Source organism: Bradyrhizobium sp. (genome assembly GCF_030654605.1).
Taxonomy (GTDB): Bacteria; Pseudomonadota; Alphaproteobacteria; order Rhizobiales; family Xanthobacteraceae; genus Bradyrhizobium.
The window spans coordinates 1-19405 of record NZ_JAURXB010000282.1 but is presented as its reverse complement, the minus strand read 5'-3'; the positions used below and the strand labels follow the sequence as shown (position 1 = coordinate 19405).

Genomic DNA, 19405 nt, shown 5'->3' with positions numbered 1-19405 from the left:
GCAGATCTGACAGAGCAGGGCGCGGACAATAATCCCGTCAGAATGCAAGGAAATAGACGACGCAGATTGTAGGGTGGGCAAAGGCGCGCTCTTCGCGCCGTGCCCACCATTTGTTCGCGAAGAAGACGGTGGGCACGCTTTCGCCCTCGCTCTGCGAGCGACGGCGACAGCTTTGCCCACCCTACGATTCCTCTTCTTCCTTTTCTGGCCCGTTATACGCAATGCCCCGGATCACGGCGGCATCGCCGAACTTCTTGCGCAGGCCGTCGATGGCGCGTTCGGCGTGGGCGGAGCGGCGGTCCAGCATGTCGGTGTCGTCGGCCAGCGATCCCGGGCGCAGCGCGCTGACGCCGGCGCCCATCAGGCGGAACGCGGTGCCGTCGATTTCCTTCGCCAGCATTTCGCGGGTGACGGCAAAGATCTTCGCCGCGAGCTGGGTCGGCGCATGGATCGATTGCGAGCGGGTGCGTTGCCTGAAATCGGCGGTCTTCAGTTTCAAGGTAATCGTCAAACCCGCGAGGTCGCTGCTTTTCAGCCGCGACGAAACCTTCTCGCAGAGCCGCCACAGCGTCTTCTCCAGCGTGGCAAAGTCGCGGATGTCGGCTTCAAACGTGGTCTCGTTGGAAATGGTCTTGGCGCCGCGTTCGGGCTCCACGCTGCGGTCGTCGATGCCGCGCGCCAGCCGCCACAGCCGGCGGCCTTCGGCCGCGAACTGCTTCATCAGATCGATCTCGTCGGCGCGCTGCAGATCGGCGATGGTGCGAAAGCCGCGCTGCAGCAGCCTTTCCTGGGTCGCCGGTCCAACGCCGTAAATGAAACCGACCGGCTTGTCCGCCATCATGGCGCGCGCCTGTTCCTGATCGAGCGTGGCAAAGCCGCGCGGCTTGTCCAGGTCGGAGGCGATCTTGGCGAGAAACTTGTTGCAGGACAGGCCGACCGAAACGGTGATGCCGATCTCGCGTTCGATCTCGCGGGCAAACCGCGCCAGCACTTTTGCGGGGATCATGCCGTGAACGCGCTGGGTGCCGGCGAGATCGAGAAACGCCTCGTCGATCGACAGCGGCTCGACCAGCGGGGTCAGCGCCTGCATGGCATGGCGCACCTCGCGGCCGACCCGGACATACTTCGCCATGTCGGGGCGGATCACCGCGGCATGCGGACACAGCTCCAGCGCCTTGAACATCGGCATCGCCGAGCGCACGCCGAAGGTGCGGGCGATGTAGCAGGCCGCCGAGACCACGCCGCGCTTGCCGCCGCCGATGATGACCGGCCGGTCGGCGATGTCAGGATTGTCCCGCTTTTCGACGGTGGCGTAGAACGCGTCGCAATCGATGTGGGCCAGCGTCAGGGCTGGTAGTGTGTGGTGCCGGACCAGGCGAGGGGAGCCGCAGGCGCCGCATCGCCTGGCCTTGAAGTCGAGATCGCCGAGGCAATCCCGGCAAAAACAGGTCGGCCCGCTCACCGCTGGCGCGGCTGACGTCACGGCACGTCGCGTTCCCATTGGGGGTCGTTCAGCGCCTGGTGCGCCGCGGCGATGTTGGTGGGGTGGAGTTGCGAGACGCTCGCAAAGGCCTTCACGGTTGCGTCATCGCGCATGATGAAATCCAGCACGCTGGCGAGGAATCGCGGGTCGGCCGCGGCGGTGCGCAGGGTCTCCGGGCCGATTCCCGATTCGGCCAGGAACAGGCCCAGCCGCTCAGGGTCGGAGGCGATGAAGGACAGCGCCTGAACCGCAACGATTTCAGCTACTTCCCGGGGGTTGTGAACAGGCTTTTTCAACTGGTCCGTTTGCCTTTCGCTAACTTATGGTCTCTATTTTGTAAGCATCATGCCCGAGTCTGCGGAACGTGTTCAAGCAAGTGGAAACCACTTCGCATAAAGACGGCATGTGAGCTTAACGGGTTAGAGCGAATCTGGCGCTAGTTTGAATCAGATATCGACACCCGGCCGCAGTGCCTGATGCACCGCAGCCGGATCTGTTTCCTTAGAGGGATTGGGAGGGACGGGATGGCCAAAACCGTCCTGATCGTGGAGGACAACGAGCTCAATATGAAGCTCTTTCGCGATCTGCTGGAGGCGCACGGCTATCAGACCTCAGGCACGTCAAACGGCTTCGAGGCGCTCGATCTCGTGCGCAAGCTCCGTCCCGATCTGATTCTGATGGACATTCAGCTGCCGCAGGTGTCCGGCCTCGAGGTCACGCGCTGGATCAAGGACGATCCGGAGCTGCGAGCGATTCCGGTGGTCGCGGTCACCGCCTTCGCGATGAAGGGCGACGAGGAACGCATCCGCGAGGGCGGCTGCGAGGCTTATTTGTCGAAGCCGATTTCGGTCGGCAAATTTATTGAGACCGTCCGGCGTTTTATCGGATAGGAGTAATTTCGATGTCTGCGCGTATTCTGGTCGTCGACGACGTGCCCGCCAACGTCAAGCTGTTGGAAGCGCGGCTGTCGGCCGAATATTTCGATGTGCTGACCGCCGCCAACGGCACCGAGGCGCTCGAGGTCTGTTCGCGCGCCGAATGCGACATCATCCTGCTCGACGTCATGATGCCGGATATGGACGGCTTTGAAGTCTGCCGCCGGCTGAAATCCAATCCGGCCACGCATTTCATTCCGGTGGTGATGGTGACCGCCCTCGACAGCCCGGCGGACCGCGTCCGTGGCCTGGAGGCCGGCGCCGACGATTTCCTGACCAAGCCGGTGTCCGACGTCGTGCTGATCGCGCGGGTGCGGTCGCTGACCCGTCTGAAGATGATGACCGATGAGCTGCGCATGCGCGCCATCACCTCGCTGGAGATCGGCGTGCAGGCGCCGGAGCGCAGCGCGGTCGCCGACACCGGCAAGGGCGGCCGCATCCTGCTGGTCGACGACCGTCCGTCATCCTATGAGCGGCTGGCGCCGGTGCTCTCGACCGAGCACACGGTCGATGTCGAAGCCAACCCGGCCGACGCGCTGTTTCACGCCGCCGAGGGCAATTACGACCTGCTGATCGTCTCGCTCGGCCTGGATAATTTCGATGGGCTGCGGCTGTGCAGCCAGGCGCGCTCGCTGGAGCGCACCCGGTCGGTGCCGATCCTGGCGATCGCCGATGCCGACAACAATGCGCGGCTGCTGCGCGGGCTCGAGATCGGCGTCAACGACTATCTGCTGCGTCCGGTCGACAAGAACGAATTGCTGGCGCGGGCGCGAACGCAAATTCGCAAGCGGCGCTACACCGACCATCTGCGCGACAACATGCAGAACTCGATCGAGGCGGCGATCACCGACGCGCTGACCGGCCTGCATAACCGCCGCTACATGGAAAGCCATCTCGGCGCGCTGGCCGAACAGGCCTCGAGCCGCGGCAAGCCGCTGGCGCTGATGATGCTCGACATCGACTTCTTCAAATCCATCAACGACAATTACGGCCACGACGCCGGCGACGACGTGCTGCGCGAATTCGCGGTGCGAATCCGCAAGTCGATCCGCGGCATCGATCTCGCCTGCCGCTACGGCGGCGAGGAATTCGTCATCGTGATGCCGGAAACCGATCTGCATGTCGCGGGCATGGTGGCCGAACGGCTGCGCCGTTCGATCGCCGGCGAACCCTTCGCGGTCAACAAGGGCGCAAACCGCATCGAGGTCACGATCTCGATCGGGCTGTCGACGCTGGAGAACAAGGGCGAACCGGTCGCCGATGTGCTCAAGCGCGCGGACACGGCGCTGTACCGGGCCAAGCATGACGGGCGCAACCGCGTGGTTTCGGCGGCGGCCTGAGTTCTCACCTCCGTCGTCCCTGCGAAAGCAGGGACCCATAACCACCAGCGGTTATAGTTGAAGCGAAATCTCGCGACTGCCACCGAGTTTAAGCCGCACCGCCGCGGCGTATGGGTCCCCGCGTTCGCGGGGACGACGATGGATTGGTGGTGGTAGCAGTTGCGGCACTTTCCTGTCCGCTCACCTCCACCCCCGCATTTTTCAGCAGCACCTTCGCCGCTTCCTTCGCTGCGCGCGCCATCGAGGGATCGTTGCGCACGAGGTCCTGCGCGATCGATCCGTCGACCAGCAGCGTCAGCTGGGTCGCGAGACCTTCGGCGTCGGCGACGCCGAGCTGCTTCAACAGATCGCGAAACCAGAGGCGGCGGCTTTCCTTGAACGCGACCGCGATCTTCCGGACGGACTGATCCTCGGTGCCGAGCTCGGCGACCGCGTTGACGAACGGACAACCGCGAAAGCCTTTGCTGGCAAACCCGCGCTCGAGCCGGTCGAAGGTGCCGAGGATCTGTTCGACCGGCGGTTTGTCGGATGGAGGGGCCTTGGTGAAACGGCCCGCCAGATAGGCCGCGATCAATTCGTCCTTGGAGGGAAAGTGATTGTACAGCGTGCGCTTGCTGATGCCGATTTCGGCCGCGATGGTGTCGACGCCGACCGCGCGAATGCCGCGCTGATAGAACAACAGGTCAGCGGTTTCGAGAATCCGCGCCTTCATGGTCGGTTTTTCGTGTGGCGGCATATCGCGAAGAAAACCTTTCTCCGGCTGCCTTGACAGCAGCCCGGCTCGCACATTAATTACACAGATCGGTGTAATCAAGTCCGATGCGACGGCGGGGCGGCAAATTGCGGCCGCGACCCAACGGAAGAAAAACAAAAATGTCCCTGCTGCAGATACTGCGTCCCACGCTTCCCATCCTGATCGGCGCTTCCATCATGCTCACCCTGAGCATGGGCCTGCGGCAGAGCCTCGGCATTTTCCTGCAGCCGCTGACGCAGGACATCAAGATTTCGGTGTCCGATTTCACGCTGGCGCTGGCCGTGCAAAACCTCGCCTGGGGCTTCCTGCAGCCGCTGGCGGGCGCCATGACCGTTCGCTACGGCTTTCGCCCGATCATGATGGTCGGCTCGCTGTTCTACATCGTCGGCCTCGCGCTGCTGGCGAGCGCGCAGGGCATGCTCTTTGTGATGATCGGCGGCGGCCTGCTGATCGGCACGTCGCTGGCGTGCACGGCGGCCGCGATCGCGATGTCGGTGGCGGCGCGCTCGGTGCCCGCGGCGGTACGCAGCACGGTGATGGGGATCGTCTCCGCGGCGGGCTCGCTCGGCGCCCTGCTGTCGGCGCCGATCGGGCAGCTCCTGAACGAGGGTTTTGGCTGGCGCACCGGCATGATGGGTTTTGTCATTCTGTCGCTGTTCATGCTGCCGGCGGCCTGGTACGCGGGCCGGGTGGACAAGGTGCCGCTGCCGGCGAAGGGACCCGATGACATCGCCGATACCTCGGCCGCGGTCGCGGTGAAAATCGCGTTCGGCAATGCGTCGTTCGTGGTGATGACGCTGGCCTATTTCGTCTGCGGCATGCAACTGGTGTTTCTCACCACGCATCTGCCGTCATATCTCGCGATCTGCGGTATGGATCCGATGCTGAGTGCGCAGACGCTCGGCATGATCGGCGGCTTCAACGTGCTGGGCAGCCTGTTCTTCGGCTGGGCCGGCGAGCGCTGGAACAAGCTGGCGCTGCTCGGCGCCATCTACATCGCGCGCTCGCTGATCCTGGCCTGGTACTTCACGCTGCCGCCGTCGCCGGCATCGACCTTGTTGTTCGGCGCTCTCATGGGCTTCCTGTGGATGGGCGTCGGTCCGCTGGTCGCCGGCGCCGTCGCCGAGATGTTCGGGCTGCAATGGCAGGCGATGGTCCAGGGGCTCGCCTTCATGAGCCATCAGCTCGGCAGCTTCCTCGGCGCCTATGGCGGCGGCCTGCTGTACGATCAGCTCGGCTCCTACACCATGGCGTGGCGAATCGGCGTGGCGCTGGGGCTGGCCGGCGGCATCATCCAGGTGGGGTTCGCGCTGATACGGCCAAGTGCGCCACCGATGCTGAAGACGGCGTAGGGCTGGCGTTCCCCGGATGCAGCGCAGCGCGCTTGCGGTGCGCTGCTGCTCCGGGGTCCATCGGGTGGGTCCCGGCTCTGCGGAGCAGCGCAAGCGCGCTGCACCGCGTCCGGGACACGAGGCGGACGCAAGCAGTGCTATCGCCCACCCGGCACGAAATGGTCGCGCACCGACGCCGACAGGCCGGTTTTGACATCGACAGCCCTGAACTCGATGTCGGTGGCTTCCTTCGGCAGCTTCGCCACCGGCACCTGTACGGACACCCTGACTTCCCTTGTCTGGTCCGGTCCGACCTCGACGATCAGTTTGCCGTCCGCGCCGCGCTCGATCCCCGAGGTGCGGATTTCCGCGGCGGGAAGACCTGTCAGTTCCAGCGCGAAGGCGCGGGAAACGCCGGCCTTGTTGAGGAAGCGCACGGTATAATCGTTGCGGACGCTGCCGTCGGCGAGCGTGACGAACAGCGGGCTGCGCTCGTGCAGCGCGCTGATGCCGAGCGAACTGCGGGTCGCCAGCGTGTACAGCATGATGCCGCCGACCACGGCAATGATGGCGGCGTAGAGAATGGTGCGAGCCCGGATCAGGCGATAGACCGGCGGCTTGCCGGCGAGGCGGCGCTCGGCGTTGATGTCGGTATCGTAGGCGATCAGTCCGGGCGGCCGGTCGGTCTGCAGCATGATCGCGTCGCAGGCATCGATGCACAGCCCGCACTGAATGCAGCCGAGCTGGATGCCGTCGCGGATATCGACGCCGGTCGGGCAGACGTTGATGCACTGGTGGCAGTCGATACAGTCGCCGGCGGGTTGGCCGGCAAGGCGCAACTGCTCGGCCTTCTTGACGGAGGTGCGGGGCTCGCCGCGGTCGCGCCGGTAGGTGACGTTGAGCGCCCATTCATCGGTCAGCGCCGCCTGGATGCGCGGCCATGGGCACATGTAGATGCAGACCTGCTCGCGGGCATGGCCGGCGAAGACATAGGTGGTCGCCGTCAGGATTCCGATCCAGAGATAGGCGGCAAACGGCGCCTGCAGCGTGGCGAGTTCCTTCACCAGCGTCGGCGCATCGGCGAAATACAGCACCCAGGCGCCGCCGGTCCACCAGGCGATCATCAGCCACAGGAAATGCTTGGTGGCGACCTCGCGGATATGTCTGAAGTTCCAGCCGCGCTTGTCCTTGAGGATGCGGTCGCGGCGGTCGCCCTCGACCCAGCGCTCGACGGCGTAGAACAGGTCGGTCCAGATGGTCTGCGGACAGAGATAGCCGCACCAGATCCGGCCGGCGACCGCGTTCATCAGGAACAGCACCATTGCCGCGATGATCAGCAGGCCGGTGAAATAGTAGACTTCCTGCGGCCACAGCTCGATGAAGAAGAAATAGAAGCGGCGATGCGGAAGGTCGAGCAGCACCGCCTGGTTGGGCAGGCCCGGCCCGCGGTCCCAGCGTACGAACGGGAGCAGGTAATAGACCGCCAGTCCGACGATGAGCAGCGTCCATTTGATCCGGCGAAACCGGCCATGGACGGCCTGCGGATAGACTTTCTTGCGGGGCGCGTAGAGCGGCCCTTCGATGATGGTTTCGCCCATAACGCGATGCCTTCGGACCTGAGTCAATTCGCCGTCGCAGCGTCATCAGATCTATTCGCGGCGTCCGGGCGCGAGATTGATTCAAATCAATCCGGCGGTGCTTCAGATCGATATATTATGAAATACTAATATAACAATCGAGGAGATTGCCGATGTCGCCCTTTGACAAGGCCTGGTCGCCTTACGCTGCGGGTATCCTGATAGGCCTGCTGCAGATCCCCGCATTCCTGCTGATCGAGACCGCGCTCGGCGCCTCGTCCTCCTATGTCACGGTGGGGGCGGCGATAGCCGGACTGGTCGATCCCTCGCTGCTCAAGATCGATTACGCGGCGAAGCATATTGTGGCCAACGCCAAGAACCTCTGGCAGGTCGCGCTGGTCATCGGTATCGCGCTCGGCGCCTTTGTATCGATGAAGCTGTCGGGCGCGGTCCGCGCGCCGATTTCGCCGATCTGGGCGAAAGCGCTCGGCTCATCCTCCTCCAGCCTGCGCTACGCGGTGGCGTTCGCCGCCGGCTTCCTGATGCTGTTCGGGGCCCGGATCGCCGACGGTTGCACCAGCGGCCACGGCCTGTCGGGGATGGCGCAATTATCGGTCGGCTCGACGGTTGCGGTCGCGGCGATGTTTGCCGGCGGCATTGTCACCGCCTTGCTGCTGCTGCGTCGAATTTAACAAGGGAGGGATGATCATGTCGTCCGTTGCAGTCGGAATTCTGAGCGGTGCGCTGATGGGGATCGTGTTCGGCTTCGCGCTGGAAAAATCGCGGGTGTTCGAGCCCGGAATGATCGTCGGCCAGATGCAGTTGCGCAACTGGATCATGCTCAAGGTGTTTCTGACGGCGGTCGCGACCGGTGCCGTGGTGCTGGCGTTCCTGCATGGCTTCGGTTTCGTCAAGCTGCAGCCCAAGGCCGCGCTTTACGCCGCCGACATCGTCGGCGGGCTGATCCTGGGCGCCGGTATCGCGCTGGCGGGCGCATGCCCCGGCACCACGCTGGCGCAGATCGGCGTCGGCTATCGCGACGCCATCTTCACGCTGTTCGGCGGCCTGGCCGGCGCGGTGGCGTTCTCCTACGCGCAGCCTTGGCTGGCCAAGTCGCTGATCGGCACCGGGCCCAAGCTATTGTTCACCGATCTGGCCGGCATCCCCTATTGGCAGGGCGCGCTGGGGCTGGCCGCGGTCATCGCCGTCATCCTGGCGCTGATCGAGAGGGCGCGGCCCTGGCGCGACGACCTCGGCGCTGATGTCGATGGCGACGCGTCGGAGCAGGCGGCGCGGCCGCGCAATCGCCTGGCGCCGGCCGAATGACCCGCCGGCTTTTCACCAAATCTTCCTCAACCACGAAAGATCAAAACCATGAGCAATGTTGGATCGATTGATCGCGTCGCGCGCATTATCGTTGGAATTCTGCTGCTGGCGTTTGCCATTCCGCTGGGCTTTCCCCAGACCGGCTGGAATTGGGTCGGCTGGATCGGGATCGTGCCGATAGCGACTGCCGTGTTCGGCTTTTGCCCGGCGTATTCCCTGTTCGGTTTTTCGAGTTGCCCGGTCCGGCAGGGAAAATGAAGCGGGATCGTGGGTATCGCTTCGCCAAATGAAAACGGGGCCGCGAGGCCCCGTTCGAAGTCAGTAGCGTCCCGCGATCTTACTTGATCTTGGATTCGCGGAATTCGACGTGCTTGCGCGCGACCGGGTCGTACTTCTTCTTGACCAGCTTGTCGGTCATGGTGCGCGAGTTCTTCTTGGCGACGTAATAAAAGCCGGTATCCGCCGAGGAAACGAGCTTGACCTTGATGGTGACCGCTTTGGCCATGATTGGAACCCTTGATGTCTGGAATCGGACGCCGGCCCATCAGGCCCGCATTTGCCGCGCAACCTAGCTTCTGACAGCCCAAAGTCAAGGTTTTGCGGGCGAAAACCGGCCCGATTCCGGCCCTTTAGGCCTCGAAGAACCTGTTTTTCGGCCGTGGCAGGCCCAAATTCTCCCGCAGTGTCTTGCCCTCATACTCCCGCCGGAAGATTTCGCGCTTCTGCAGCTCCGGCACGACCTTGTCGACGAAGTCATCGAGCCCGGCGGGCAGGAACGGGAACATGATGTTGAAACCGTCACAACCTTCCGTGGTCAGCCATTGCTCCATCTGGTCGGCGATGGTTTGCGGCGTGCCTACGAACGACAGCCCGCCATAGCCGCCGACCCGCTGCGCCAGTTGGCGCACCGTGAGCCTGTCGCGCGCGGCGGCATCGACCAGGCGCTGACGGCCGCTCTTGCTGGCGTTGGTTTCGGGGATCTCGGGCAGTTGTCCATCGGGATCGAAGCCGGATGCGTCGGTGCCGAGCTGGACCGACAGCGAGGCGATGGCGCTGTCGTAATGCACCATGCTGTCGAGCAAAGCGCGTTTCTCCGTTGCCTCGTCGACGCTGTCGCCGACCACGACGAAGGCGCCGGGCAGGATCTTCAGGCTGTTTCGGTCGCGGCCAAGCCTGTCCATGCGGCCCTTGATGTCGGCATAGAGTTTTTGCGCATCGGCGAGCGGGCCGCCGCCGGTGAACACCGCTTCCGCCGTTTCGGCGGCGAGCTGCTTGCCGTCCTCCGAGGCGCCGGCCTGCACGATCACGGGCCAGCCCTGCACCGGGCGGGCGATGTTGAGCGGGCCGCGTACTTTCAGGTATTTGCCCTTGTGATCCAGCACATGCATTTTGTCGGGATCGAAATACAGCCCGCGCTCGACATCGCGCACGAACGCGTCGTCGGCGAAGGAGTCCCACAGGCCGGTCACCACATCGTAGAATTCGCGCGCCCGCTTGTAGCGCTCGGCATGCTCCATGTGGTCGTCGAGCCCGAAATTCAGCGCCGCATCCGGATTGGAAGTGGTGACGATGTTCCACCCGGCGCGCCCATTGCTGATGTGATCGAGCGAGGCGAAGCGGCGGGCGACATGGTAGGGCTCATCGAAGGTGGTCGATCCCGTCGCGATCAGCCCGATGTGTTCGGTCACGGCCGACAGTGCCGACAACAGCGTGAACGGCTCGAACGAGGTGACGGTGTGGCTGCGCTTCAGCGCATTGACCGGCATGTTCAGCACCGCGAGGTGGTCGGCCATGAAGAAGGCGTCGAACTTGCCGGCCTCCAGCTTCCGGATCAGTTTCTTGAGGTGCGAAAAATTGAAATTGGCGTCCGGCCAGGCGCCGGGATAACGCCACGCGCCGGTGTGAATAGAAACCGGCCGCATGAACGCGCCAAGCCGCAACTGACGTTTTGCCATTGGCCCATTCCGTGTTGGTTGTCGTTGGGGAAGAGATAGGAATGCCGTTTCGCAAAGGCATCAGGGGCGTGCGAGAACAATCTTGCGAATTGAGGGACGGTTAGAGAACCATGACGGTGTCGGATCCTCATGGTGAGGAGGCGCTTCTTCAGCGCCGTCTCGAACCATGAGAGCCCGTGTCCATCCTTCGAGACGCCGCGCGAAGACGCGCGGCTCCTCAGGATGAGGAATCGAGCTCACGCCCCCAGCACATCCTTCTGCATCCTGTTGCCGTAGAAATGGAAGAACGGCACGGGCGCGTCGTGGCTGAGCGGGCCGGTGGCGAGGCGCTTTTCCAATTCGTTGAGGACATTTTTCGTCATCGGATGGGCGTCGGCCAGATGCCTGGAGCCGAGGTCGACCCATACCAGCTCGACCAGTTCGGCCTCGGCATGGACCACGCCTTCGACGCGATGGGCGATCGATGATGCATCGGCGGTAAAGAAGCGGGTATCGAAGCGGCGGACGCGGCCGGGCGGGGTGATGGCGCGGGCGATCAGGAACAGTCCTGAGGGATCAGGCAGAAGACCTGCTTCGGTGAACGCCTGCCAGGCGCCTTCCAGCTTCGGCGCCTTGCCATCGTTCCTGCGGCCGAGGCAAAGCCCGGTTTCCTCGCAGGCCTCGCGGATCGCGGCGATCGCCAGCGAGCGCGCCCGCGATGGCGTGATCTTCGGGCTGCCTTTCATCAGATTATCTTCGAGCGCCTTCGGTATCGGCGCCGCCACCGGCACGCGGTTGTCCGACTTGTCGACCCGGCCGCCGGGAAATACGAACTTGCCGGGCATGAACACCACCTTGTCGTGGCGCTTGCCGACCAGCACTTTCGGGGTGGCTGAGGTGCGATCGACCAGGATCAGCGTGGCGGCGTCTTTCGGCCGGAAATAGGGGTGATGGTCGGCTTCTTTTCCCTGATCCACGGCAGCGGCAGCTTCAGTCATTCCATCCCCACTTGTTCTTGATTTTTCTTGGTTTTTGTCGGCTAGCCGGGCGATATCTCATCCGGCGCATTGTCGTCGAACCCGTGCATGCGCAGCGCCCACTGCAATCCGACCACGGCACCCTTCACCGGTTGCAGCAGCAACAGCGATGCAATCAACGTGAACGGCAGATAGATCGCGAGCTGCAGCCAGACCGCAGGCGCATAATCGGTTTCGATCCACAGGATCCCCGGCACCACGATGTGGCCGACGATGACGATGACGAGATAGGCCGGAAGATCGTCGGCGCGGTGCGGCGTGAAATCCAGCCCGCAAGCCGAACAGTGATCGTCGACCTTCAGGAAGGCGCGAAACAGTTTTCCCTCGCCGCAACGCGGGCAGCGGCAACGAAAGCCGCGCTTCAGGGCGGTCCACACGTCGCGCTTGGCGGCCGGCGACTGCTCCGGCGTCCAGGTCTTGAGAGCCAGGGTTCTGGCATGTGCGGTGACGGATTCCATGGTCTATCCTTTGAAGGGCTTGCCCTTCTTCGATTTGCCCGACTTACCCTTGTCTTTGCCCTTGCGCGGGCTGCGGCCGGGATGCGTCTTCGCCTTCGCTCTCATGCTGTCGCCGGCGCCGGGGCGCCTGCTGCGTCCGTGCGGGGCGACGGTGCCTTCCGACAGCAACTCGAAACGCAACGCGCCTGCCACTGGGGCTGCTTCTACCAGACGAACGTCGACGACGTCCCCCAGCCGGTGCATGGCACCGCTGCGCGTGCCGACCAGCGCGTGGCGGGTCTCGTCATAATTGAAGTATTCGGTGCCCAGCGTGCGAATCGGAATCAGGCCGTCGGCACCGGTATCCGAGAGCTTGACGAACAGGCCGGAGCGGGTAACGCCGGAAATGCGGCCCTGGAACGTGGACCCGATGCGGTCGGCGAGAAAATGCGCGATCAGCCGGTCGGCGGTTTCGCGTTCCGCCTTCATGGCGCGGCGTTCGGTAACGGAAATTTGCGCGGCGACCTCGCTCAGCGTTTCGACCGTCTCGGTGTCCGGCAAGGCGCCTTCGCCGAGCCCGAGCCCGCGGATCAAGGCGCGGTGCACCACCAGGTCGGCATAGCGGCGGATCGGCGAGGTGAAATGCGCATAGCGCCGCAGGTTGAGGCCGAAATGGCCGTAATTCTCGGCGGCGTATTCGGCCTGGGATTGCGAGCGCAGCACCACTTCGTTCACCAGCACTTCGGCATCGTGCCCCTTGACCTGAGCCAGCACGTAATTGAACAGCGAGGGGCGCAACGCGCCGCTCTTCGCGAACGGCAGATCGAGCGTCTTGAGGAACTCCTGGAGATTGTGAACCTTCTCCAGCGTCGGTTCGTCGTGCACCCGGTAGATAAGCGGCAGCGCCTTCTTTTCAAGCATTTCCGCCGCCGCGACATTGGCGAGGATCATGAACTCTTCGATCAGTTTGTGGGCGTCGAGCCGTTCGGGCACGATCACGCGATCCACCGTGCCGTCGGGCTTCAGCAGGATCTTGCGCTCGGGAATGTCGAGATCGAGCGGCTCGCGTTCGTCGCGCGCCTTCTTCACCGTGGCATAGGCGTCGTAGAGCGGTTTCAGGATGGGATCGAGCAGCGAACCCGTGGTGTCGTCGGGCCGTCCGTCGATCGCGGCCTGTGCCTGCGCGTAATTCAGTTTCGCCGCCGAGCGCATCAGGATGCGGTGAAAACTGTGCGAGCGCTTGCGGCCGTCGGCGCCGATCACCATACGCACCGCCAGCGCACCGCGCGGCTCGCCCGGCACCAGCGAGCAGAGATCGTTGGAGATCCGCTCCGGCAGCATCGGCACCACGCGATCCGGGAAATATACCGAATTGCCTCGCGTCAGCGCGTCGCGATCCAGCGCCGATCCCGGCCGCACATAGAACGCGACGTCGGCGATCGCGACATGGACGATGTAGCCGCCCTTGTTGTTGGGATCGGGATCGAGTTCGGCGTGAACGGCGTCGTCGTGATCCTTGGCGTCGGGCGGATCGATGGTGACCAGCGGCAGCTCGCGCCAGTCCTCGCGGCCCGCCAGCGTCGCGGGCTTTGCCGCTTCGGCGTCGCGCAATGCCGCGGGCGAAAACGCCTGCGGAATTTCGTGGGAGTGAATCGCGATCAGGCTGACCGCTTTCTCGGAAGCGAGCGAACCGAGCCGCTCCTTGACCTTGCCGGAGGCGAGGCCAAAGCCGCGCGAACGAATGAGATCGACGCTGACGAGATCGCCGTCCTCGGCGCCGCCGGTGTCGGCCCTGGCGATGTTGAGTTCCCGCCCGACCTGCTTCTTGTCGACCGGGATCAGCCGTCCGCCGCCATCGGGCAGCGCGCGAAAAATGCCGAGCACGCGCGATTTGGCGTGATCGACCACCTTGATGATTCGGGCTCGATAGACCGCGCCTTCGGCATCGTCGAGTTTTTCGATCCGCAGCATCGCGCGGTCGCCGACACCGGCGGCGGTGCCGGGCTGCGGACGCCGGGGAATATGGATGCGAATTTTCGGCGGCTCGCCGCTTTCGACCTCGTCCCATGCGGTCGGCGTCGCGATCAGTTCGCCGTCGGCATCGCGACCGCTGATGTCGGCCATCAGGGTGGCGGGCAGGGCAGCCGGCTCGGCGATCTTCCTGCCGCGCTTTTCGATCGCGCCCTGATCGGCCAGTTCGCGCAGGATGCGCTTCAGCTCGACTCGGTCGGCATTTTTCAGGCCGAATTCCCGCGCGATCTCGCGGGTGCCTATCTTACCCGTGGACGCGCGGATGAAGGCGACGATGGCGTCCCGCTCTGGAAAACCCTTGTCGCGTTGCTTCGCCACTTACCCGCGGGCCTTGGCGGCGCTTTTCTTCGCCGGCGTCTTCGGCGCCGGCTTGGCGGCGGAGGTCTTGGCGGCCGGGGTCACCGGCGCACGGGCCTTGCTGACGGAATCGGACTTCGGCTTGGCTGCGGCTTTCTTCGCGACTGCCTTCTTGGCCGGTTTTGGGGCCTTCGGATCGGCTTCCGTCTTCGCCGCCGCTTTCTTGGGCGCCGCCTTTTTCTTGGCGCCACGCTTCGGCTTGCCGCCGCCCTTGGCGACGCGCTCGTCGATCAGCGCGATGGCTTCTTCCAGCGTGATGGTTTCCTGGGTCTTGTCGCTCGGGATCGTGGCGTTGACGCCGCCCGAGGTGACATAGGCGCCGTAGCGACCGCTCTTGACCGCGACGCCGCCGAGCGTCGGATGATCGCCCAGCGGTTTGCCCGGATCGGCGCCGAAACGGCGACCGCTCGGGCCCTTCAAAATCTTCTCCGCAATCAGCGTCACCGCGCGGTTGAGTCCGATATCAAAAACCTCGTCGCCGGCCTCGAGGCTGGCATAGGTCTTCTCGTGCTTGACGAACGGACCGAAGCGGCCGAGCCCCGCGGTGATCGGCTCGCCGGTCTCCGGGTGCTTGCCGATCTCGCGCGGCAGCGACAGCAGCTTGAGCGCCAGATCCAGATCGACGTCGCTGGGCGAGGTGTTCTTCGGGATGCCGGCGCGCTTCGGCTTCTCGCCTTCGGCATAATCCTTGGGCTCGCCGAGCTGGATGTAGGGGCCGAACCGGCCGGCCTTCACCCATACGTCGCGATCGGTCTCGGGATCCTTGCCGAGCAGGCGGTCGGCGCTGGCCTCGGAGTCGGCCGCGAGCGGGCGGGTATAGCGGCACTCCGGATAATTGGTGCAGCCGACGAAGGCGCCGAACTTGCCGGCCTTCAGGTTGAGCTTGCCGGTGCCGCAGGTCGGACATTGCCTGATATCGCCGCCATCGGCGCGCGCCGGATAGATGTGCGGTCCCAGCATGTCGTCGAGCGCGTCCAGCACCTGCGTCACCCGCAGATCCTTGATCTCGTTGACGGCGCCGATGAAGCCGGTCCAGAAATCCTGCAGCACCTGCTGCCAGGAAATCTCGTTGTTGGAGATGCGGTCGAGCTGCTCTTCGAGCGCTGCGGTGAAATCATACTCGACGTAACGCGCGAAGAAGTTTTCCAGGAACGCGACCACGACGCGGCCCTTGTCCTCGCCGTGCAGGCGCTTCTTCTCGAGCTTGACGTAGCCGCGGTCCCGCAGCACCTGCAGGATCGAGGCATAGGTCGAGGGACGGCCGATGCCGAGCTCTTCCATGCGTTTGACCAGCGACGCTTCGGAGAAGCGCGGCGGCGGCTCGGTAAAATGCTGGGTGACGGCGAGGTCCTGCTTCTTCAGCGCGTCGCCCTCGCTCATGGCGGGGAGGCGGCGCGAATCCTCGTCGTCGCCGTCGTCGTCCTTGCCTTCCTGGTAGAGCGCCAGAAAGCCGTCGAATTTTATCACCTGCCCGGTGGCGCGCAGCTCCAGCACGCGCGAGCCCGCCCTGGCCGCGATATCGACGGTGGTGCGCTCCATCTCCGCCGATTCCATCTGGCTGGCAATGGTGCGGGTCCAGATCAGCTCGTAAAGCCTTGCCTGGTCGGTATCGAGGCGGCGGCGCATCTCGGCCGGCCGCCGCGACAGATCGGTGGGGCGGATGGCTTCGTGCGCTTCCTGGGCGTTCTTGGCCTTGGTCTGGTACAGCCGCGGCGTCTCCGGCACATAGGCCTTGCCGTAATCCTCGCCGATCACCGTGCGCGCCTGCGTGATCGCGGAGCCGTCGATCTGCACGCCGTCGGTACGCATATAGGTGATGAGGCCTGTGGTCTCGCCGCCGATGTCGATGCCCTCATAGAGCCGCTGCGCGATCCGCATCGTATGTGCCGGCGCAAAGCCCATCTTGCGGCTGGCTTCCTGCTGCAGCGTCGAGGTGGTGAAGGGCGCCTGCGGATTGCGCCGCGCCGGCTTTGCCTCGACGGTGGAAACCGAGAAAGCGGCGGCCTCGATCGCCTTCTTCAAATCCTCGGCTTCCGCGCCGGTGCCGATGTCGAGCCTTTGGATCTTCTTGCCATCGGCGCCGATCAGCCGGGCCTCGAACGCTTCGCCGCGCGGCGTCGTCAGGGTCGCGACCAGCGACCAGTATTCGCGCGGAATGAATTTTTCGATTTCGAGTTCGCGGTCGCAGACCAGCCGCAGCGCCACCGATTGCACGCGGCCCGCCGAGCGCGCGCCTGGCAATTTGCGCCACAGCACCGGCGAAAGCGTAAAACCGACCAGATAGTCCAGCGCGCGGCGCGCCATGTAGGCGTCGACCAGCGCGCCATCGATCTGGCGCGGATTCTTCATCGCTTCCGTCACCGCCTGCTTGGTGATGGCGTTGAAAACCACGCGTTCGATCTTGTGATCCTTGAGCGCGCGCTTCTCCTTCAGTACTTCGAGCACGTGCCAGGAGATCGCTTCGCCCTCGCGATCGGGGTCGGTTGCGAGGATCAGCTTGTCGGCGCCCTTCAGCGCCTTGGCGATGTCGTTGAGCCGGCCGGCGGCCTTGGGGTCGATCTCCCAGATCATCTGGAAGTTGGCGTCCGGATCGACCGATCCGTTCTTGGCCGGAAGATCGCGGACATGGCCGAACGAGGCCAGAACCTCGTAGGAGGCGCCCAAATATTTGTTGATCGTCTTGGCTTTCGCCGGCGACTCGACAATGACGATATTCATGTCATTCCAATGGCTTACGGGAAAAATAAAGGCCGGTTCCGCGAGACTCGCGTCGGCCGTTTCGAAAGCGAACATGGGTGGTGAGGCCGCCCCTGTCAAATGGCGTGATGTGAAAAGGGCGCGAAAAGGACCAGCTAAAGTATCATGGGAGTTGCAATATGCGTCCTGTAGTTGCGCTCACGGAGGGTGTAGATTGCAGTGATACACGGGTTGGATGTGATTTTTTGACCAAGACAGGACACCGGCGGATGCGCTTGCCCCCGGGCGGGGGCGAGGACCCGCTATCAGATGATCCGCCGGGGGATGGCGGGCCGGATGAAGCCGCGAGCTTCATCGCGGAGAGCGTCGCCGATCTGGCCATGCTGGCGCGGCGCCACAGGCTCGGCGTTCTCGTGCGTCTGCTCGACATGGCGCAACTGGAAGCCGAGGAACGCGTGCGGTTGCGCAGCAAGCGCATGCTGTCGTGAGGGGATGCGGCTAAATCATCGACACCAGCCCGCCGCCGTGGCGCTCCAGGCGGCCGGCGAGTTCGAGTTCGAGCAGCACGGCGCGCACCACCGCCGGCGAGGCGCCGGCCATCCGGACCAAATCGTCCAGCAGCACCGGCGTAGGCCCGAGCAGACCAACAATGCGCGCGCGGTCGCCCGCCTCGGGTTCGACATCAATCGGCTCGTCGCCCGGCTCGCGCAATTGCAGCGGACGTCCCATGATCGGCTCGATGGCGCTGATGACGTCGGACGCTTCGGTGGTCAGCGTCGCGCCCTGCTTGATCAGATCGTTGGTGCCGGCGGCGCGTGGATCGAGCGGCGAGCCCGGCACCGCGAACACCTCGCGGCCCTGTTCGGCCGCGATCCTTGCCGTGATCAGCGATCCCGAGCGAAGCGCGGCCTCGACCACGACGACGCCAAGCGCCGCGCCCGAGATCAGCCGGTTGCGCCGTGGAAAATCGCGGGCGCGCGGCACATGCCCGAGCGGCATTTCGGAAATCGCCGCGCCGCCGGTATCGAGGATCTGTGCCAGCAGATCCTCATGCTCGGGTGGATAGATCCGGTCATGGCCGCCGGCCAGCACCGCCACGGTGCCGTTCGCAAGGCTGGCGCGATGCGCCGCCTGATCGATGCCGCGCGCCAGTCCCGACACGATGACGAACCCTGCGTCCGACAGATCGCGCGCCAGGGTGCCGGCGAATTTCAATCCGGCACCGGAGGCGTTGCGCGAGCCGACGATCGCGAGCATCGGCCGCATCAGCGCATCCAGCGCGCCGCGCACGCCGAGGAGGGGCGGCGCATCGTCCAGCGTGGCGAGCCGCGGTGGGTAACCGGCTTCATCGGGCGACAGCAGATGGACGCCGATCCGTTGGCTCGCCGCCAGTTCGGCGCGCGCATCTTCCTCGCTGCAGATCCGCCCCGGACGATCGGCGCCGCCGCGTCGCGCCAGGTCGGGCAGCCGCTGCAACGCGACGCGGGCGCTGCCGAAATGATGGATCAATGAACGAAAGGTGCGCGGCCCGACATTGTCGGAACGGATCAGCCGCAGCCGGTCGACCCGCTCGGCGTCGGTGAGACGAGTTGTGTTAGGTGTGCGCTTGTCCATGTTGGTATAGATTCGCCCAACCGGAGGGTGTGTCAACCCGATTTAAACGTGTGGCAGACCTCTCCGCGTCATGGCCGGGCTTGTCCCGGCCATCCGCGTCTTTCTTGTGTAGGATTGCATGAGACGTGCATGCCCGGCACAAGGGCGGGCCTGACGAAAAACTACTGCAGGGAACCACGCCCATGATTTCGCTCGCCGATCTCCAGCGCCGTATCGAATCCGGCGAGCTTTCCGCCGATGCCGCGATGGCGCAGTCGATCGAAGCGATCAAAACGCATGAAAAAGCCATCGGCGCCTTCGTTTGTCGCGCCGAAAACATTCGCGCCCAAAGCGCCGGGCCGCTGCGCGGCATCGCGGTCGGGATCAAGGACATCATCGATACCGCGGATATGCCGACCGAAATGGGCTCGCCGATCTACCGGGGCTTTCGGCCGCGCGCGGATGCGCCCGTCGTCATGATGCTGAAGCAGGCGGGCGCGACTGTCGCCGGCAAGACCACGACGACGGCGTTCGCAGCGACCGATCCGACCGCCACGCTCAATCCGCGCAACA

General features: G+C 64.5%; 19 protein-coding genes. 8 read left to right on the top strand and 11 right to left on the bottom strand.

What is annotated here, in order from left to right:
* Positions 1-181 precede the first annotated feature (181 nt).
* Entirely contained in the window at positions 182-1501 is a 1320-nt protein-coding gene (locus tag Q7U29_RS25930; RefSeq protein WP_304746201.1) for a DNA polymerase IV, read from the bottom strand.
* Entirely contained in the window at positions 1480-1779 is a 300-nt protein-coding gene (locus Q7U29_RS25925) for a DUF3572 domain-containing protein (protein ID WP_304746199.1), read from the bottom strand. The genes Q7U29_RS25930 and Q7U29_RS25925 overlap by 22 nt, the downstream gene beginning before the upstream one ends.
* A 228-nt stretch (positions 1780-2007) precedes the next feature.
* Here Q7U29_RS25925 and Q7U29_RS25920 point away from each other — a divergent pair, with 228 nt between their 5' ends.
* Both Q7U29_RS25920 and Q7U29_RS25915 read left to right on the top strand, forming a co-directional pair.
* A complete protein-coding gene (locus Q7U29_RS25920; protein ID WP_027538546.1) occupies positions 2008-2373 on the top strand; it encodes a response regulator in 366 nt (121 codons plus the stop codon).
* An 11-nt stretch (positions 2374-2384) separates the two neighbouring features.
* Positions 2385-3758, top strand: a complete 1374-nt coding sequence (locus Q7U29_RS25915) for a PleD family two-component system response regulator (protein WP_304746197.1) — start codon at positions 2385-2387, stop codon at positions 3756-3758.
* Between the two features lie 88 nt (positions 3759-3846).
* Here Q7U29_RS25915 and Q7U29_RS25910 read toward each other — a convergent pair whose 3' ends face one another.
* Positions 3847-4470: a TetR/AcrR family transcriptional regulator gene (locus Q7U29_RS25910; RefSeq protein ID WP_304746195.1), complete on the bottom strand. Its 624-nt coding sequence runs from the start codon at positions 4468-4470 to the stop codon at positions 3847-3849.
* Between the two features lie 161 nt (positions 4471-4631).
* Between Q7U29_RS25910 and Q7U29_RS25905 the strand changes: the two genes are divergently transcribed.
* Positions 4632-5864 carry an MFS transporter gene (locus Q7U29_RS25905; protein WP_304746193.1) on the top strand — a complete coding sequence of 411 codons (1233 nt, stop codon included), beginning with the start codon at positions 4632-4634 and terminating at the stop codon, positions 5862-5864.
* Between the two features lie 137 nt (positions 5865-6001).
* On the opposite strand, the gene ccoG is transcribed toward Q7U29_RS25905, so the two are convergent.
* Positions 6002-7441 carry a cytochrome c oxidase accessory protein CcoG gene (gene ccoG, locus Q7U29_RS25900; RefSeq protein WP_304746191.1) on the bottom strand — a complete coding sequence of 480 codons (1440 nt, stop codon included), beginning with the start codon at positions 7439-7441 and terminating at the stop codon, positions 6002-6004.
* Between the two features lie 152 nt (positions 7442-7593).
* On the opposite strand from ccoG, the gene Q7U29_RS25895 reads away from it, so the two are divergent.
* Genes Q7U29_RS25895 through Q7U29_RS25885 form a run of 3 tightly spaced genes read left to right on the top strand, consistent with a single transcriptional unit; the run spans position 7594 to position 9004 of the window.
* The gene (locus tag Q7U29_RS25895; protein WP_304746189.1) at positions 7594-8112 is read left to right on the top strand and encodes a YeeE/YedE thiosulfate transporter family protein; all 519 of its coding nucleotides are present in this window, start codon (positions 7594-7596) and stop codon (positions 8110-8112) included.
* Between the two features lie 16 nt (positions 8113-8128).
* The gene (locus Q7U29_RS25890; protein ID WP_304746187.1) at positions 8129-8746 is read left to right on the top strand and encodes a YeeE/YedE thiosulfate transporter family protein; all 618 of its coding nucleotides are present in this window, start codon (positions 8129-8131) and stop codon (positions 8744-8746) included.
* 48 nt (positions 8747-8794) lie between these two features.
* A complete protein-coding gene (locus Q7U29_RS25885; RefSeq protein WP_304746185.1) occupies positions 8795-9004 on the top strand; it encodes a DUF2892 domain-containing protein in 210 nt (69 codons plus the stop codon).
* 79 nt (positions 9005-9083) lie between these two features.
* Here Q7U29_RS25885 and rpmG read toward each other — a convergent pair whose 3' ends face one another.
* From rpmG to topA, 6 genes are all read right to left on the bottom strand, one after another.
* The gene (gene rpmG / locus Q7U29_RS25880; RefSeq protein ID WP_045008041.1) at positions 9084-9251 is read right to left on the bottom strand and encodes a 50S ribosomal protein L33; all 168 of its coding nucleotides are present in this window, start codon (positions 9249-9251) and stop codon (positions 9084-9086) included.
* Between the two features lie 124 nt (positions 9252-9375).
* Positions 9376-10701 (bottom strand): LLM class flavin-dependent oxidoreductase, encoded by a 1326-nt coding sequence (locus Q7U29_RS25875; protein WP_304746184.1) that lies wholly within the window; start codon positions 10699-10701, stop codon positions 9376-9378.
* Between the two features lie 236 nt (positions 10702-10937).
* A complete protein-coding gene (locus tag Q7U29_RS25870) occupies positions 10938-11678 on the bottom strand; it encodes an NUDIX hydrolase (protein WP_304746182.1) in 741 nt (246 codons plus the stop codon).
* Between the two features lie 41 nt (positions 11679-11719).
* Complete coding sequence (locus Q7U29_RS25865; protein ID WP_304746180.1) at positions 11720-12175, bottom strand: DUF983 domain-containing protein; 456 nt, start codon at positions 12173-12175, stop codon at positions 11720-11722.
* Positions 12176-12178: 3 nt separating this feature from the next.
* A complete protein-coding gene (rnr, locus tag Q7U29_RS25860; RefSeq protein ID WP_304746178.1) occupies positions 12179-14503 on the bottom strand; it encodes a ribonuclease R in 2325 nt (774 codons plus the stop codon).
* Positions 14504-17260 carry a type I DNA topoisomerase gene (gene topA / locus Q7U29_RS25855; protein ID WP_304746176.1) on the bottom strand — a complete coding sequence of 919 codons (2757 nt, stop codon included), beginning with the start codon at positions 17258-17260 and terminating at the stop codon, positions 14504-14506. It lies immediately after the preceding gene.
* A gap of 248 nt (positions 17261-17508) precedes the next feature.
* Between topA and Q7U29_RS25850 the strand changes: the two genes are divergently transcribed.
* Positions 17509-17727, top strand: coding sequence for a hypothetical protein (locus Q7U29_RS25850; RefSeq protein ID WP_304746174.1), 219 nt, complete (start codon positions 17509-17511; stop codon positions 17725-17727).
* A gap of 10 nt (positions 17728-17737) precedes the next feature.
* On the opposite strand, the gene dprA is transcribed toward Q7U29_RS25850, so the two are convergent.
* Positions 17738-18853 carry a DNA-processing protein DprA gene (dprA, locus tag Q7U29_RS25845; protein WP_304746172.1) on the bottom strand — a complete coding sequence of 372 codons (1116 nt, stop codon included), beginning with the start codon at positions 18851-18853 and terminating at the stop codon, positions 17738-17740.
* 182 nt (positions 18854-19035) lie between these two features.
* On the opposite strand from dprA, the gene Q7U29_RS25840 reads away from it, so the two are divergent.
* Positions 19036-19405, top strand: a 370-nt coding sequence (locus tag Q7U29_RS25840) for an amidase family protein (protein WP_304746170.1), incomplete at its 3' end; no start/stop codon positions are given.

Excerpts from the sequence above, each read along its gene's own strand:
- Q7U29_RS25930 (WP_304746201.1), bottom strand. The coding sequence starts at position 1,501 with ATGGGAACGCGACGTGCCGTGACGTCAGCCGCGCCAGCGGTGAGCGGG.
- Q7U29_RS25920 (WP_027538546.1), top strand. The coding sequence starts at position 2,008 with ATGGCCAAAACCGTCCTGATCGTGGAGGACAACGAGCTCAATATGAAG.
- Q7U29_RS25915 (WP_304746197.1), top strand. The coding sequence starts at position 2,385 with ATGTCTGCGCGTATTCTGGTCGTCGACGACGTGCCCGCCAACGTCAAG.
- Q7U29_RS25910 (WP_304746195.1), bottom strand. The coding sequence starts at position 4,470 with ATGAAGGCGCGGATTCTCGAAACCGCTGACCTGTTGTTCTATCAGCGC.
- Q7U29_RS25905 (WP_304746193.1), top strand. The coding sequence starts at position 4,632 with ATGTCCCTGCTGCAGATACTGCGTCCCACGCTTCCCATCCTGATCGGC.
- ccoG (WP_304746191.1), bottom strand. The coding sequence starts at position 7,441 with ATGGGCGAAACCATCATCGAAGGGCCGCTCTACGCGCCCCGCAAGAAA.
- Q7U29_RS25895 (WP_304746189.1), top strand. The coding sequence starts at position 7,594 with ATGTCGCCCTTTGACAAGGCCTGGTCGCCTTACGCTGCGGGTATCCTG.
- Q7U29_RS25890 (WP_304746187.1), top strand. The coding sequence starts at position 8,129 with ATGTCGTCCGTTGCAGTCGGAATTCTGAGCGGTGCGCTGATGGGGATC.
- Q7U29_RS25885 (WP_304746185.1), top strand. The coding sequence starts at position 8,795 with ATGAGCAATGTTGGATCGATTGATCGCGTCGCGCGCATTATCGTTGGA.
- rpmG (WP_045008041.1), bottom strand. The coding sequence starts at position 9,251 with ATGGCCAAAGCGGTCACCATCAAGGTCAAGCTCGTTTCCTCGGCGGAT.
- Q7U29_RS25875 (WP_304746184.1), bottom strand. The coding sequence starts at position 10,701 with ATGGCAAAACGTCAGTTGCGGCTTGGCGCGTTCATGCGGCCGGTTTCT.
- Q7U29_RS25870 (WP_304746182.1), bottom strand. The coding sequence starts at position 11,678 with ATGACTGAAGCTGCCGCTGCCGTGGATCAGGGAAAAGAAGCCGACCAT.
- Q7U29_RS25865 (WP_304746180.1), bottom strand. The coding sequence starts at position 12,175 with ATGGAATCCGTCACCGCACATGCCAGAACCCTGGCTCTCAAGACCTGG.
- topA (WP_304746176.1), bottom strand. The coding sequence starts at position 17,260 with ATGAATATCGTCATTGTCGAGTCGCCGGCGAAAGCCAAGACGATCAAC.
- Q7U29_RS25850 (WP_304746174.1), top strand. The coding sequence starts at position 17,509 with ATGCGCTTGCCCCCGGGCGGGGGCGAGGACCCGCTATCAGATGATCCG.
- dprA (WP_304746172.1), bottom strand. The coding sequence starts at position 18,853 with ATGGACAAGCGCACACCTAACACAACTCGTCTCACCGACGCCGAGCGG.